Here is a 17,296-nt window from a genome sequence, read left to right as displayed (position 1 = left end):
GAAAACTTCAACGGTGACATTGATATTCAATTCAACATCACTGACGGTACTGACACGGTTCAAGCAACCGCCGATCTTACTGTTAACCCAGTTAATGACTTGCCGGTTCCTCAAGACCAACAATTCAGTATCGCAGAAGACGGTACGCTTCAATTTACAGACGCCGACTTACTTACCGGTGCCACCGATATTGATGGCGACGACTTAACCGTTGAAGGTATTAGCTATACAGGTGGTGATGGCGTACTGACCGACCACGGTGATGGTACTTATACCTTTGCGCCAAATGAAAACTTCAATGGCGATGTGAACTTCAGTTTCGATGTGTCTGATGGCACAGAAACAGTCAGCGCTAACATTGATGTGAGTGTGACTCCTGAGAACGATCCGCCAGTTGCGGGTTCAACCTCATACATGGTCAATGAAGACAATGCCATCACAATTTCTGATGAACAGTTGCTAGCTAACTCTTCGGATATTGAAGGTGCGGTGTCGGTTGATACTGTGACTTACAGTGGCACTGATGGTGTGTTCCAAGATAACGGCGATGGCAGCTATACCTTCCTTCCTAATGAAAACTTCAGCGGTGATATCAGCCTTGATGTGATTGTTGCAGATGAAGAAGGTGCAATTGATGAAACCACAGCAGGTATTACCGTTCTTGAAGTGAACGATCCACCAGTTGCGGGTCCAACGTCATACACCATTGACGAAGATTCGGTTCTGACGTTCAGTGAATCTCAGATTCTTGTGAATGCTTCGGATATCGAAGGCGATGTAGAACTTGTTGGCATTAACTACGATGGCTCTGACGGTATCTTCACTGTAAATGGTGATGGTACATGCAGCTTTGCACCCAACGAAAACTTCAATGGTCAGGTTCAACTGGGTGTGACCATTCAAGATGAAGATGGCGCAACGGTTGAAACACACATTAACGTTGATGTATTGCCAATCAATGATGCGCCAGTATCGGGCGATTTGGCTTACACCATCAATGAAGATAGCTCCATCACGCTAAGCCAAGAGCAATTGCTAGCAAGAGCAGGTGATATCGATAGCGATAACTTAGAAGCTATCAATCTATCTACTGATGAAAATGCGACCATCCAACACAATGATGATGGCAGCTACACCATCACACCGAACGCAGATTACAACGGTGACCTAGATCTGAACTTCGATATCATCGATAACGATGGTGGTTCAGTTCAAGTTGGCCTAGACATTACCGTGAATCCGGTTAATGACTTGCCACAAGCGCAAGATCAACAGTTCACGATTGAAGAAGACGGTACGTTACTCTTCACCGATGCAGACCTGCTTGCAGGCGCGTCGGATATTGATGGTGATGAACTGTCGATTGAAAACGTGCTCTACACAGGTGCAGATGGTGTTCTTAGCGATAATGGCGACGGCACATACAGCTTTGCTCCAAACGAGAACTTCAATGGTGATGTTCAATTCTCATTCGATGTCTCTGACGGTACTGATTCAACATCAGCTGTTATTGATGTCAGCGTAACGCCTGAGAATGATCCACCGGTAGCGGGCTCGACATCTTACACAGTTCAAGAAGATGGGCAAATCACGATCAGTGATGAGCAATTATTGGCAAACTCTTCCGATGTAGAAGGCGATGTTTCACTGTCTGGAGTATCGTACTCCGGTGATGACGGCTCATTTGTTGATAATGGCAATGGTACTTACACCTTTACGCCAAATGAAAACTTCGATGGTGATATTTCACTAGACGTTGTTGTCGTTGACGAAGACGGTGCAACCGCAACCACAACCGCTGGCATCGATGTTATCGCTGTGAATGACGGACCTGAAACTTCGGGCATTCAGGCTGAAGTCGATGAAGATAATTCAATCACCATTACTCAAGAGCAGTTACTCGCTAATGCGACCGATGTTGAAGGTGATGAGTTAACGGCATCTAACCTACAAACCAACGATCCAGATGCGACAATTGTTACTAATGACGATGGTTCATTCACTATTACGCACACAGAAAACTTCAATGGCGAGTTGGACTTCACATACAGCATCAGTGATGGTGAGAATGAAGTTCTGACGACACTCGACTTGACGGTTAACCCTGTCAACGATGCGCCAGAAGCGGGCGATGAAATCTTCATCCAAGCGCAAGAAGACCAAACAGTTGGTGTGACACTTCGTGAAGAACCAGCACTACGTTTAGACCAAGCGCCAGAAAACGGCATCATTGAAGCAAATGTGAATGACGAATGGGTGGTACTGGAAGTAGGACAAGAAGTTCCTGCAGATACCGAAGTGCGCTTTGTTCCAAGTGAAGATGCTCTTGCTGAAGGTACACACACCACACAAATCGGTACGTTTGACGATAACGCGAGTGTGGATGATTGGGGTACAGAAGTTGACCCTTATACGCGTGAGTTCTCAGATGGTGACTTAACGGTAACTGTTCAAAGTAACGATGACCCTCTTGGTGCCTGGAATGGCAACACCCACATTGGTCATGGTATCGGTGATACTGACCGCCAAGGCTTAAGTGGTGATGAGAAACTGACGGTTTCAGTTGAAGGTCAAGACATCAATGAAATCAGTTTCCACCTAGATGGTTTGGGTGGCTGGTTCATGGAAGAGTCTCGTCACTTTACAGAAGTAGAAATCAAAGCGTTCAATGAGGATGGCGACCTAATTGACTCGATGACTTACCACAAAGAAGACCGTGGTACTTTCGAGACAGATTACACGCTAACGGTTGATCAACCAGTGTCCTACTTTGAGCTTGGTACCGTGCAAGGTAATGGTACTTACGTGGTTCAAAACATGACAGTGTCACAAACTTGTCATGATGAAGCGGTGTTTACATCGATTGGTGTAGATGGTTCAGAGATTACTGAAACGGTTGAGTTGAATATCCATGCGGGTGACAACGAAATCGAGTTAACGGCTGATCTTCCGAATATTACTGTCGATACCGATGGTTCTGCCCAGTTTGCTTCGGTTGTGATTACCGAAGAGCAACTACTGGCGCAAGCATCTGATATTGATGGCGACGACCTTGATATTGAAAATCTAGAGCTAGTGGGTGAAAACTCAGAGCATGCAACACTCACCGATAATGGTGATGGCACTTGGACGGTAACACCGGATGAAAACTTCCATGGTGAAATCGAACTTGGTTACCAAGTTACCGATGGTGAGCTGACAGACAGCAATATCATCAATATCAATTTCGAATCAGTAAATGATGCGCCAATCGTTTCTGGCCCGATTGTTCTATCGACAGATGAAGATGAAGGTATCACGTTCAGTGCAGATGACTTGCTAGCGAACACCACAGATGTGGAAGGCGATACGCTGTCTATTTCTGACATCACTTACGGTGGTGATAACGGTGAGCTAGTTGATAACGGCGATGGTACGTTTACCTTCATGCCGAATGAAAACTTCAATGGTGAAATCGACATCGACTACAAGGTGTTTGATGGAACTGATGAAGTTGCAACGCATCTAGACCTAACGGTCGTACCAGTCAATGATGTGCCTGTTCCGGGTGAACCATTGCACACCCAAATGCTTGAAAACGGCTCCATGATCATCGAAGCGAAAGACCTATTGTCTGGTGCTACCGATGTTGATGGCGACATTCTTCATGTCGAAAACCTATTACTTGCAGACCAAACGCAAGGTACGTTAACGGATAACGGTGATAATACCTTTACCTTCGAACCTGCAGAAGACTTCTACGGTGAAGTGAATCTGACTTTCGATATCAGTGATGGCCAAGCAAGCGCACCAAGTACAGCAAGAGTTGACGTTGAAATTGTCAATGAAGGCCCAGAGGTTGGTGGTCCAATTGAAGCCGCTGTTGATGAAGATGGTTCAATCACTATCACTCAAGAGGATCTGTTAGCGAATGCGACGGATGTCGATGGCGACAACCTTGAAGCCGTTAACTTAGCGACCAACGATCCAAATGCGGTTGTTGTAGAAAACCCAGACGGTAGCTTCACTATTACACCAAGTGCAGATTTCTTTGGTGAGATTGAGTTTACTTATGATGTCACTGACGCGATCGAAACTGTTGCGGCTGACCTCAACCTAACCGTAAACCCTATCAACGATGCTCCAGACGTGCCTGACATGTCTTTCACTACGGAAGACGGTCAAGCGATTACCATTACCGAAGCTGAACTATTAGCACAAGCGACAGACATTGAAGGCGACGAACTGTCAGTTGTGAATGTGACGAGTGCAAGCGACACGGTAGAAGTCACAGACAATGGCGATGGAACATACACATTAACACCAGAGCAGGGCTTCTTCGGTAACGTTGACTTAGCGTTTGATGTGAGCGATGGCACTGATGTGGTTGCCGCAAACATCGACCTAAAAGTTGAGTTCGTCAACGATGCGCCAGAAGCGACGCCAATGGTGGCAGATGTCGACGAAGATGGTTCAATCCTCGTTACACAAGAAATGTTGTTGGAGAACGCGAGCGACCAAGATGGCGATGAGTTGTTTGCAAGCGCGCTTGAAACTAACGATCCAAATGCCAGCATTGTAGACAATGGTGATGGCACGTACACAGTGACACCTTCAGAGAACTTCAATGGCGATATTGCATTCACTTATGAGGTGAGCGACGGTGAGCTGAGCACGTCTAATGATATGACATTGACCGTTAATCCGGTGAATGACATTCCAATTGTTGCTCCAGGAATGTACCACATCGAAGAGGATGGCAGCATCCTGTTCACTCAAGAAGATCTATTGAGTGCTGCAATTGATATTGATGGCGACGACCTAAGCGTTACCAGCATCAATTACTCTGGTGATGAAGGCACAGTAACCGACAACGGCGATGGCACGTTCAGCTTCGTTCCTGAAGAGCACTTCAGTGGTGATCTGCAGTTCAGCTTTACTGTGACAGACGGTACGGATGAAGTTGAACAAGACATTAATGTTCACATTGAAGCAGTTGCTGATGCGCCTGACTTAGTTATCACGGATGGTGATGGTGTTAACGTCGACGACCAGGCGATTTTGGTTGAGCCAGGCGGTATTGTTGAACTGAACATTGCTGCGGCACTTGTCGACCAAGACTTGTCTGAAACACTCACTGTTACAGTAGATGGTGTGCCAGAAGGTTCGGTTATTCAATACGATAACGAAGGCGTTCTGAATGACCAAGAGAACGGTATCACCAGTTACAACGACACTGAAATCACAGTAACGTTTGAAGGTGAGACGGCTGGCTACCAAAACGCTGCGGGTTACTACAAAGTAGACGAAGACGGCAACATCACAGGTGTTGAAGTTGTTTACGAAAACGCATCACAAGTTGGTGGTGGCGGCGACCTTGTTCCAGGGCAAGATCAATTCAGCTTCCAAGTCGAGGAAGGCGAAAGCTTTAACCTGTTCTTAATTCCAAACGGACATCAGCACAACGACTTTGATGCGATGCAAGACGGTCAGTACGAGTTCCGTGCTGAGGATGGTTCGCCTGCGAACATGGATACGGTTGATCCTCAACTTGTCTTTGTGGCTGCTGATGGAACCGAGACAGTGATTCAAGGCCAGAATGGTGACGCGATCTTCCATGGTGGTTCAAGCTCTCAGCTAAACCAAGATGGTATCGAACATACTCGTACTACGGTTAATGAAGACGGCGAGCTGGTTTACGGATTTGAAGATTTGTATGGCGGCGGAGATGCTGACTATTCTGACTTCAACTTCACAATCGATGTCGGTGAAGTGAACAGCCAAATCTACAGCGGTGAAGTAACGGTTGGCCCTGATGGTACGGTGAACTTACCAACAACGGCTATCGAAAATGCGTTACAAATCCAGTTACCAGAAGACTTCAATGAGCAGCTTGAAGTTCATGTAACCGCAACCGCAACAGAGCTATCGAATGATGATTCTGAAACGGTCTCTCAAACCATCTACATTAACGCGACAGGCGCGCACATTGAGCACGCACCTGAAGCGCTGCCTGTTGCAGCAACGGTTGAAGAAGATGGTTCAATCATCATTACGCAAGAAGACTTATTGGCTAATGCGCGTGATTTAGATGGCGATCAGTTGACGGCTCTGAATTTAGCAACCGATGATGAGAGCGTTACGATTACCGATAACGGTGATGGTACGTACACATTAACGCCAGATGCTGATTTCAATGGCGATGTGAGCTTTACGTTTGATGTGTCTGATGGTGATGATGTTGTCTCTACCAACCTTGAGTTAACAGTTTCACCAGTAAATGACGGTCCAGAAGCACAAGACCACGCATTCACAGTCGGCGAAGATGGCGTGTTAACGTTCAATGACCAAGACCTATTAACAGGTGCAACGGACATTGAAGGGGACGACCTAAGTGTTGAAGGTGTAACTTACACTGGCGCAGATGGTGTCCTAACCGATAATGGCGATGGCACCTACAGTTTCGCGCCGAATGAAAACTTCAATGGCGATGTGAACTTCTCGTTCAATGTATCAGATGGAACCGATACGGTAACCGCTAACATTGATGTGAGCGTGACGCCAGAGAATGATCCTCCGGTTGCGGGTAGCACGTCTTACACGGTTCATGAAGACAACTCTATTACGATCAGTAACGAACAATTGCTAGCGAACTCTTCGGATATCGAAGGCGAAGTCGCAATTGATAACGTGACTTACAGTGGTAGCGACGGTGTTCTGGAAATCAACGGTGACGGCACATATACCTTCTCTCCAAACGAGAACTTCAATGGCGAAGTTAGCCTAGATGTTGTCGTGACGGATGAAGATGGCGCGACTGAAGCAACAACGGCGGGTATTACAGTCCTTGAGGTGAACGATCCGCCAGTTGCTGGCCCAACGTCATACACCATCGATGAAGATTCAGTACTGACTTTCAATGAGTCTCAAGTTCTGTTGAACGCTTCTGATATTGAAGGTGATGTTGAGCTTGTTGAGATCAACTACGACGGTCCAGACGGTATCTTCTCTATCAATGGTGACGGTACATGTAGCTTCGCTCCGAATGAAAACTTCAACGGCCAAGTGCAGTTGGATGTGACCATTCAAGATGAAGACGGCGCTCAATTTGATACGTTTATTACGGTTGATGTATTACCAATCAACGACGTACCAGTATCAGGCGACCTTGCATACAGTGTTGAGGAAGACGGTTCGATTACCTTGAGCCAAGAGCAACTTCTTTCGCAAGCGAGTGATGTAGATGGCGACGACCTTACTGCTTCTAACTTGATTGTTGATGGAGACGCGACGGTTGTTGCTAACGATGACGGCAGCTTTACCGTTACGCCAGATGCGAACTTCAATGGTGACATTGACCTAACGTTCGACATTAGCGATGGTACAGATACGCTGGTTGCGACGGCTGACCTAACCGTTAACCCAGTCAATGACCTTCCACAACCACAAGATCAAACGTTCAGCATCGGCGAAGACGGCATCTTGAACTTCACTGATGAAGACTTGCTGACAGGTGCGACTGACATTGATGGGGATGACCTGTCGGTTGAAGGCGTTACTTACACAGGTGCGGATGGTGTTTTTACTGATAATGGCGATGGAAGCTACAGCTTTGCGCCAAACGAGAACTTCAATGGTGATGTGAACTTCAGTTTTGATGTGTCAGATGGCACGGATACAGTTCAAGCCAACATTGATGTCAGCGTGACACCAGAGAACGATCCACCGGTTGCAGGTAGCACGTCTTACACCGTTCATGAAGACAACTCAATTACCATCAGTGACGAACAGTTACTTGCTAACTCTTCTGACATTGAAGGTGATGTGGCAGTCGATAGCGTGACTTACACTGGCGCTGACGGTGTCTTTGAAGACAACGGTGACGGTACTTACACCTTCTCACCAAACGAAAACTTCAACGGCGAAGTTAGCCTTGATGTTGTCGTAACTGATGAAGAGGGCGCAACTGAAGCGACCACCGCGGGTATTACTGTACTTGAGGTGAACGATCCACCAATCGCAGGCTCAACGAGCTACTCAGTCAACGAGGACGAAGTTATCACCATCAGTTCAGAGCAACTGTTGGCGAACGCTTCTGATATCGAAGGTGAAGTGGCGATTGATAGCGTTAACTACACAGGCTCAGATGGTATATTTACCGACAATGGTGACGGAACATTCAGCTTCGCACCTAACGCTAACTTCGATGGCGACGTAAGCCTTGATGTTGTCGTTACTGATGAAGAAGGCGCAACCGTAGCGACCAACGCAAGCATTGATGTTCTGCCTGTTAACGATGCTCCGGTATCGGGCGACTTGGCGTACAGCGTGGACGAAGATGGCTCAATTACCTTGAGCCAAGAGCAATTACTTGCTCAAGCGAGTGATGTTGATGGCGATGACTTAACAGCGGCTAACCTAACCGTTGGTGGTGATGCGACAGTTACAGCAAACGATGATGGTAGTTTCACTATCACGCCAGATGCTAACTTCAATGGCGACATTGATTTGAACTTCGACATTACCGATGGCGATGCGACGCTTCAAGCAACGGCTGACCTAACGGTTAACCCAGTTAATGACCTGCCAACAGTCGGTGAGCCACAATTTGTGACTCAAGAAGACACCAGCTTTACCTTCACAGAAGAACAACTGCTGCAAAATGCGGGCGACATTGATGGTGATAACCTATCGGTTGAAAATGTGGCTTCAGATAGCGGTACTTTGGTTGATAACGGCGACGGCACTTACACATTCGCACCGAATGAAAACTTCGACGGCAATGTGAATGTGACGTTCGACGTGAATGACGGTACCGCGACAGTACCAGCAGAAGCGACGATTGATGTTCAATCTGTGGTTGATATGCCAGAGCTGTCGATTGCTTCTGACCTAGTGATTGCTTCAGACAACTTCGAGTCTGGCTCAAACGGTTGGAATACAGGCACAGAAAGCTCTCAAGGCTTCGAGTCGGGTGACATGCTAGGTCGTATTGGTGGAACGGGCGGTGATGAAGCCGTCAGCAAAACTTACGACATTCCAAGTGATGTGAGCGAAGTTAATATCTCGTTCAACTTCTACGAAATTGATTCTTGGGATGGTGAGTCGTTCCAAATCTTTGTCGGCGGCGAAGAGCTAACGACATTAGATAATTCTGCGTTCCGTACTCAAGATGGCACAACAACGCTTTACGATTCAGAAGGAAATGAAGTCGGCGAAGTGGTTCACGGCGTATCGCAAGGTGAAGGTTTCAGTGGTTGGAACGACCAAGCGCACCAAATCAACCTAACGGTACCCGTTGAAGACGGCCAACTTGAGTTAGGCTTCGGTTCAACCTTGAACCAAGGTGTGAGTGATGAGTCGTTTGGCATCGATAACATTGAAATCACAGTGTCTGACGCGGATTACCAAATCATTGGTACCGAAGATACACCTGTACCACTTGATATTGATGCGGCGCTTACTGATACCGATGGTTCAGAAAACCTTGCTATTTTGATTGAAGATGTGCCGGAAGGCAGCTCGCTTTCTGCAGGTACCGATAACGGTGATGGCACATGGTCATTGCAACCAGGCGAGCTAGAAGGGCTAGAGTTTATCCCTTCAGGTGACTTCAATGGTGATGTGGTTCTAACTGTAAATGCGACATCGACTGATGTTGATACGGGCACCACCGCGACGGCAACTCAAGATGTGACGATTCACATCTCACCTGCGAACGATGCTCCAGAAGTTGACGGTGATATTAGTGCCGTTACAGCCGAAGATAACAGCATCACGCTAACTCAAGAGCAGTTGCTAGAGCACGCTGTCGACATTGATGGTGATGACCTATCAGCAATCAACCTAACCACCAATGATGAAAATGCGACCGTTCAAATGAACGACGATGGCAGTTTCACCATTACACCGAGTGAAAACTTCAACGGTAATATCGAATTTAGTTACGATGTCACCGATGGAGAGGACATGGTCGCTGCTGGCCTAGACTTGACGGTAACACCTGTCAATGATGCGCCAGAGCCACAAGATCAAGCATTCACTATTGGTGAAGATGGGGTTCTTAACTTCAGTGACGCAGACCTGTTAACGGGTGCAACGGATGTTGAAGGTGACGACCTAACAGTCGAAGGTGTGACATACACTGGTGCTGATGGTGTGCTTACCGACAATGGTGACGGAAGCTACAGCTTTGCGCCAAACGAGAACTTCAATGGTGATGTGAACTTCAGCTTTGATGTGTCAGATGGCACGGATACGGTTCAAGCCAACATTGATGTGAGCGTGACGCCTGAGAACGATCCACCAGTGGCGGGTAGCACGTCTTACACTGTGCATGAAGACAACTCAATCACGATCAGTAACGAACAGCTATTAGCCAACTCTTCAGATATTGAAGGTGAGGTTGCGATTGATAGCGTGACTTACACTGGCAGTGACGGTGTGTTCGAAGACAACGGTGACGGCACTTACACCTTCTCGCCAAACGAGAACTTCAATGGTGATGTGAGCTTAGCGGTTGTTGTTACCGATGAAGAAGGGGCAACAGAAGCGACCACCGCGGGAATCACTGTACTTGAGGTGAACGATCCGCCAATCGCAGGCTCAACCAGCTACTCAGTCAACGAAGATGAAGTTATCACCATCAGTGCAGAGCAACTGTTGGCGAACTCTTCTGATATTGAAGGTGAAGTGGCGATTGATAGTGTTACTTACACAGGCGCTGACGGTATCTTTACTGACAACGGCAACGGCACATTCAGCTTTGCACCGAACGCAAACTTCGATGGCGATGTTAGCCTCGATGTAGTGGTGACAGATGAAGACGGTGCGACAGTAGCCACCAGCGCAAGTATTGATGTTCTTCCAATTAATGATCCACCAGTATCGGGTGACTTGGCATACAGCATTGATGAAGATGGTTCGATTACTCTGACTCAAGAGCAGTTGCTGTCTCAAGCATCGGATGTGGACGGCGATGATCTTAGCGCTGCCAACCTAACCGCGGGTGATAACGCTACAGTTACGGCAAACGATGATGGTTCATTTACCATTACTCCGGATGCCGACTTCAATGGCGATATTGACCTAAGCTTCGACCTTTCTGATGGTACTGAAACAGTTGTTGCAACGGCCGACCTTACTGTGAATCCAGTGAATGACATCGCGGTTGTAGAAGATGTCGCTTACACCATTGAAGAAGACGGTTCACTTACCTTTACAGACGAGCAACTGCTAGCAGGTGCTTCTGATATTGATGGTGATGAGCTTTCAGTTGCCGACGTGTCTTACACTGGCGCAGAGGGTGTGTTTACCGACAATGGCGATGGAACCTACACCTTTGCACCGAACGAGAACTTCAACGGTGACGTAAGCCTAGACTTCTCAGTATCTGACGGTACAGAGACGGTCGATGCTAACATCGACGTCACGGTAACAGACGTTAACGATGCACCAGTGGCAGGCGCAACGTCTTACCAAATGAACGAAGATGGCACCATCACATTGAGCCCTGAGCAGTTGATTGCTAATAGCTCCGATGTGGACGGTGAAGTGTCGCTTGATAGCGTGAGCTACTCAGGCGCAGACGGTATCTTGGTTCAAAATGAAGATGGGTCGGTAACGTTCGCACCAAACGAAAACTTTAACGGCGACATCAACCTTGATGTGACGGTTATTGATGACGACGGTGCAACGGCTCAGACTACCGCTGGTATTGAAGTTATTGCAGTTAATGACGCACCAGTGGCCGGAAACGTGGCTTACTCGGTTGATGAAGACGGTTCAATTACGCTATCTCAAGAGCAGTTGCTGGCTAACGCATCCGATGTTGATGGTGATGCACTAACCGCAAGCAACCTATCTGCAGGTGACAATGCGACCGTAACAGCGAACGAAGATGGTTCATTTACTATCACTCCGGATGCTGATTTCAACGGTGACATTGATTTGAGCTTCGATGTGTCAGATGGCCTTGAAACTGTTCAAGCTGGAGTCGACCTAACGGTTAACCCAGTCAATGACCTACCAACAGCAGAAGACCAAAACTTTACTGTTGAGGAAGATGGAACGCTAATCTTCACGGATGCAGACCTACTAGCAGGTGCTGCAGACATTGACGGCGATGACTTGTCTATCGTTGACGTGTCTTACACGGGCGCAGAAGGTGTGTTCACTGATAACGGTGACGGCACTTATAGCTTTGCTCCGAACGAGAACTTCAATGGCGATGTCAACCTAGGCTTCACAGTGACTGATGGCACTGAGACCGTCGATGCCAATATTGGTGTGACGGTAACGGATGTTAACGATGCGCCGGTAGCGGGTTCTACGTCTTACCAAATGAACGAAGATGGCACCATCACAATCAGCCCTGAGCAGTTAATTGCTAATAGCTCTGACGTTGATGGTGAAGTGTCACTTGAAAGCGTGACTTACTCAGGCTCTGACGGCACCTTGGTTCAAAACGATAATGGGTCTGTGACCTTCACGCCAAACGAGAACTTTAATGGTGATATCAGCCTAGATGTGGTCGTGACCGATGATGACGGTGCAACGGCAACAACAACGGCAGGTATCGAAGTTCTGGCTGTGAACGATGGACCTGAATCTGAGGATGTGAAACTAACCACAGCCGAAGACAGCACCATTCTTATCACACAAGACATGTTGTTAGCTCAAGCTACCGACATCGATAACACCGCAGACGAGCTGTCGGCTTCTGGTCTACAAATCGACCCTAGCTTGGGTGAGTTGCTAGATAACGAAGATGGTACTTGGTCATTTACACCAAACGAAAACTTCAATGGCGATGTGCCAATGACGTTTAACGTTAGCGATGGCCAAGAGACAATTTCAGTCGACGGCAACATCGATGTTACGCCAGTGAATGATGCACCTGAAGCGCCAACCATTGAGATGCAAGGCGAAGAAGATGTGGTCATGGTGATTGACCCTGCTTACATCGCGGGTCAAGTGACAGACCTTGATGGCGACGAGATCAGCATTGAGAGCATCACAGTACGAGCACCAGCGAATGCGACCTTAACTCAGCAACCAGACGGCATGTATCACTTAGTGACTACTCAAGACTTTAATGGCTTAGTAGAACTCGGTTATCAAGCGACTGACGGTGAAGAAGTGGTTGATGGCTCGCTGAATGTGGATGTCATTCCGGTTAACGACGCACCATTCAATGTCGGCAACGCAATGATGACCACAGACGAAGATGGCGCGTTCACCTTCGATGCTGGCGACTTGATGAACTTGTTCGGTGACATTGATACCGCAGACCTTGTTGTTTCTCGCATTATCACCGCAGACGGTGAAGATGGCGGAGAAGTTACAGACAACGGTGATGGTACTTGGACATTCACACCAACAGGCGACTTTGCGGGTGTTTCTGACCTACAAGTTGTCGTGAGTGACGGTGAGTTCGAAACGGTTCTCGATGTTCCTGTGTACGTACGTCCTGTCGCAGATGGCGCGGTTATTTCAACTGACCATGACGGTCCATTAGTCTTCGGCGAAGATGAAACGGGTCACTTGGGACTGAACGTTGGCCTAGTCGATGATTCAGAAACACTAAGTAACTTGGTGATGACAGGTTTCCCTGTTGGATTCGAGGTAACAGATGGTGTGAATACCGTGATGATCACCGAGCCGGGTCAATACATCGACCTGTTCGACTGGGATATCTCAAACATTCAAATGACGCCGCCTGAAGACTTCCATGGTGAGTTCTTCGTAACCGTAAGCGCAACAACGGTTGATTACGGAGATGAGCCGGAAGCGTTTGATGATGGTATCGATTCAGGTGATTTCGAAACTGTGGCGGGTGATTCCATCATCCTAACGGCGGACGACCTAATTGGTTTGGCTGAGAATGTGGATGCAGACAGCGATGATGAAGTGAAACTGGTTCATCTTGCCGACCGCAGCCAAGGTGAGATTGTCGATAATGGCGATGGCACTTGGACCTTCACACCAGCACCAGGCTTCACTGGCGAAGCAGATATAGCTTACGTGGTTGATAAAGATGGCGTGCTTCATGATGAGCAAACTGGCGTGGTCGTGAAAGAAGGCGACTCGCAAGAGAATGCAGCACCAGAAGTTAACAGCATCACAACGACGGAAATCGCAGCGGATGCAACCTTGTCGTTCACTGATGAAGACATGTTAGCGAATCTGAGCGATGCAGAAGGCGATAGCTTGAGCATTGAGTCAGTAAGCTTGATGGAAGGTCAGGGCGTAATTGAGAGCGATAACCAAGGTAACTATCAATTCACACCTGCTGAAGACTACACCGGTGATGTTCAAGTTGGATTTATAGCGACCGATGGCGAAAATCGCATCGAAAGCTTCTTCAATGTGGATATCCAAGGCGGAGATGAAGCAGCGGCGAGTGAAGGTTATGCCTTAGCTGATGATGGTTCACTAACTATCACGGATGCACAGCTGGTGGATGAGTTAGGCGTCAGTGATTCTGCACAAGTTGTTGATGTTGCAGACGCGAACGATGCTGGCTTCTTTGCCGAATCAGGTGAAGGTGAGTGGACTTACTGGCCGAACGAAGACTTCGATGGCAATTTAGCGATGAATGTTGAAGTTAACGACGGCGGTGAAGTATCAAGTCACAGCTTAAGCATCCAAGTTGAAGATGATTCAGTACAAAGTGATGAACCACAAGTCCAAGCTGCTCAAGCAACAGAAGAGCAACAAGTGGAAGTGGCTCAACAAGCTGATGACCAAGCTCAAGATGCTGAAACTGAAGACAGCGCAGCAGATGTAACTGCGGCGCCGGGCGATACTATCTCTATCTCGATTCCAGATGAGGTGAGTGGTAACGAATCGGTTGATTACGCTGATATGTCTGGCTTACCTGAGGGCGCTACTGTAAGTAACGCACTGGATAACGGTGATGGTAGCTTCACAATCAGTGGCAACTTAGAGCAGCCTGTATCTGTTGAACTTCCAGAAGGTTACGAAGGTACTAGCGAGATCCAATTCCAAGGTTACGACGAATTGGGTAGCTCAATAGACGGTGCTAGCGGTTCTGTTGAAGTTGAGGTCGATGATCAATACACCATGCAAGGCTCTACGCAAGAACAGCAACCGGACATGGCAGGTATGGAATCTGGTGGCAGCGACTGGACAAGTGCGGGAGGTCAAGACCAAGGTGTCGACTTCACGGACGACTCTGGAAGCTTCGATTCAGATTCTCAAACTGGAACCGATCAAGGCAACGACTTCGACCAAAGCTCGATTTAATCGAGAGGACTTGGTTTTAGTCTGAACCGACATTTAGTCTAAACCGACAAGTAGATAGGGCAGCGTAAAGTTGCCCTCATTAAAGCCATGTAGAGTTATTGATACATGGCTTTTTTTTATTTATTTTTTTGTTTCGCTAAATAAACTTGAGAACAGGTAAATATGTCCTTAATTATTAGAAGGGTCCGTTAGACAGGAGGGACGACATGTATCGTTATGTCAGTTCACCGCAAGCGTCGAAGTACATAGTGCCACCGCCTCAACATCGAGAGTTGTCGAGTGTGGATGTGCCTGAGTCTGAATTAGAGATGCGAGAAATATTGAATAATTGGTTTGCTGATGGTTTAGCGCCCATTATTGAAAGTGACGATGACTACATCTCTGCGAGCGATCACGTTCGATTTGAAAAGCTTAGCCGCACCGTTGGGATGTTGTTGAGAAACAAAGATTATTATTTTGCGGCTAAACGGATTTTATCAGTGTGGGAACAAGATTGTCTTGAAACCACTTATATCAATTATCTCATTTTGCGCAGTGAGCGAGTCACTTCTTTAAGGTAAGTTAATGGTGTGGCATTTGTGATTTTTCATTAGGCATTAGGCATTAGGCATTAGCGACTTAGGGTTCGTGTGCTTACGATTTTTTATTTTTCTAACGAATCAGCAAACAAAAAGGGCAAGCTTGGAGGCTCACCCTAAAGGTCTTTGTTTTGGCTTAACGTTATTTTCAACTAATTCTCAACTGGGCTACGACTTACACCCAACCATCAAATTTGAGTCGTTTTTGAATTCTTTCGACCGCTTCTTTCTGCATTTGTCTAACACGTTCATTAGAAACATTCACATCCAACATTTGTCCGACCTCAGACAGCGTTTTCACCTTGTTATCAAAGAAACCAAAACGGTGGATGAGCACCTTTTGTAATTTTGGAGGAAGTGTATAGATGATTTGTTCTAGAGCTTGGGTAAAGGATTGATCCTCACAATCTTGTTGAGGGTCTGGGATATATTCACTTTCGCATTGATCAAGCACCATAGGCGCATGGCTAGTTCCAACCGTTGTCGTCACGTCAATAAACCCGCTTAACGCCACCAGTTGATCGACGCGTTCGGCCTTTACACCTGAACTGTCTGATAGCTCAGAAATTGAAACCTCTTTACTCATTTTTTTGCTTGCATCGAGCTTTTTTGAGGCGAGGCTGTTTATTTCTTTACACACGTGGGCTGGCAATCGAACGGTTCGACCCGTGTTCATGAGTGCGGCTTCAATGTTTTCGCGGATCCACCAAACAGCATAGGTTGAAAAACGATAGCCTGGTTCTGGATCGTATTTGTCGATGGCCTTAATCAAGCCAATGTTGCCTTCCTCGATCAGGTCGAGCAGGGTGAAATTATTGCCTTTACGTTTTAGGTAACTCTTTGCGATTTTCACAACAAGGCGCAGGTTTGATTCGATCATGACATCACGCGCTTTTTTATCACCCGCGCGATTCAATTTTGCGTAATACACCTCATCTTCACGCGACAGCAGATCAATGCCAACAATATCTTTCAGATAATGAGCATAAGGGTCTGCACTGGTAGAAAATGATTCGGTAATGGGTGTTTCATCCGTGAGCCCCTGAAACGCAGCAAAACTATCGTTGTTCATTTCCTTGTCCTTATCTAGCCGACTGAACGTTTTAGTTTTTTTTATTATGCCACCAAGTGATTAACGCTTGGTTTCATTAGAGTGTAGATAACAATTTCTTCTTTACCAATAAATAAAATGCAATTTCGTATGTTTATGTCACAAAAAGATCTACAAATATTTAACTATTTTGCATCTCATCAAGTGTGTTGGTTTTTCGTTTAAAACATTAAGACGGATAGTTTATAAAGCATGTGTTATACATCGGTTTATCTAGATAAATGAAGTGAATTTATAGGTGTGGGTTAGAACTATAATTGAGAGGAGAAATGATGAGAAAAATGTTAAGAGTCGAGGTTCAATGTTTCCAAGCACCTCAACTCTTTTAGCTGTGTCGGCTGTTAAGTATCGCCATACA

The 17,296-nt window shown here is 46.8% G+C and carries 3 protein-coding genes; 2 read left to right on the top strand and 1 reads right to left on the bottom strand.

Going from position 1 to position 17,296, the window contains the following annotated elements; genetic code table 11:
• Together AB4138_RS14315 and AB4138_RS14310 are read left to right on the top strand one after the other, a co-directional pair.
• On the top strand, nucleotides 1-15,249 hold a 15,249-nt coding region (locus tag AB4138_RS14315; protein ID WP_372306514.1), incomplete at its 5' end, for a tandem-95 repeat protein.
• Between the two features lie 206 nt (nucleotides 15,250-15,455).
• A complete protein-coding gene (locus AB4138_RS14310) occupies nucleotides 15,456-15,809 on the top strand; it encodes a hypothetical protein (protein WP_017060510.1) in 354 nt (117 codons plus the stop codon).
• A gap of 193 nt (nucleotides 15,810-16,002) precedes the next feature.
• Here the strand turns inward: AB4138_RS14310 and AB4138_RS14305 are convergent, their stop codons facing one another.
• Complete coding sequence (locus tag AB4138_RS14305; RefSeq protein WP_017060509.1) at nucleotides 16,003-16,899, bottom strand: RNA polymerase sigma factor RpoD/SigA; 897 nt, start codon at nucleotides 16,897-16,899, stop codon at nucleotides 16,003-16,005.
• Nucleotides 16,900-17,296: the final 397 nt, after the last annotated feature.

Source organism: Vibrio sp. 10N.286.52.C3 (assembly GCF_041468865.1).
Taxonomy (GTDB): domain Bacteria; phylum Pseudomonadota; class Gammaproteobacteria; order Enterobacterales; family Vibrionaceae; genus Vibrio; species Vibrio crassostreae_C.
Note: the sequence above shows the minus strand (reverse complement) of the source record. Positions and strands in the feature narration are given on the sequence as shown.

Excerpts from the sequence above, each read along its gene's own strand:
- AB4138_RS14305 (WP_017060509.1), bottom strand. The coding sequence starts at position 16,899 with ATGAACAACGATAGTTTTGCTGCGTTTCAGGGGCTCACGGATGAAACA.
- AB4138_RS14310 (WP_017060510.1), top strand. The coding sequence starts at position 15,456 with ATGTATCGTTATGTCAGTTCACCGCAAGCGTCGAAGTACATAGTGCCA.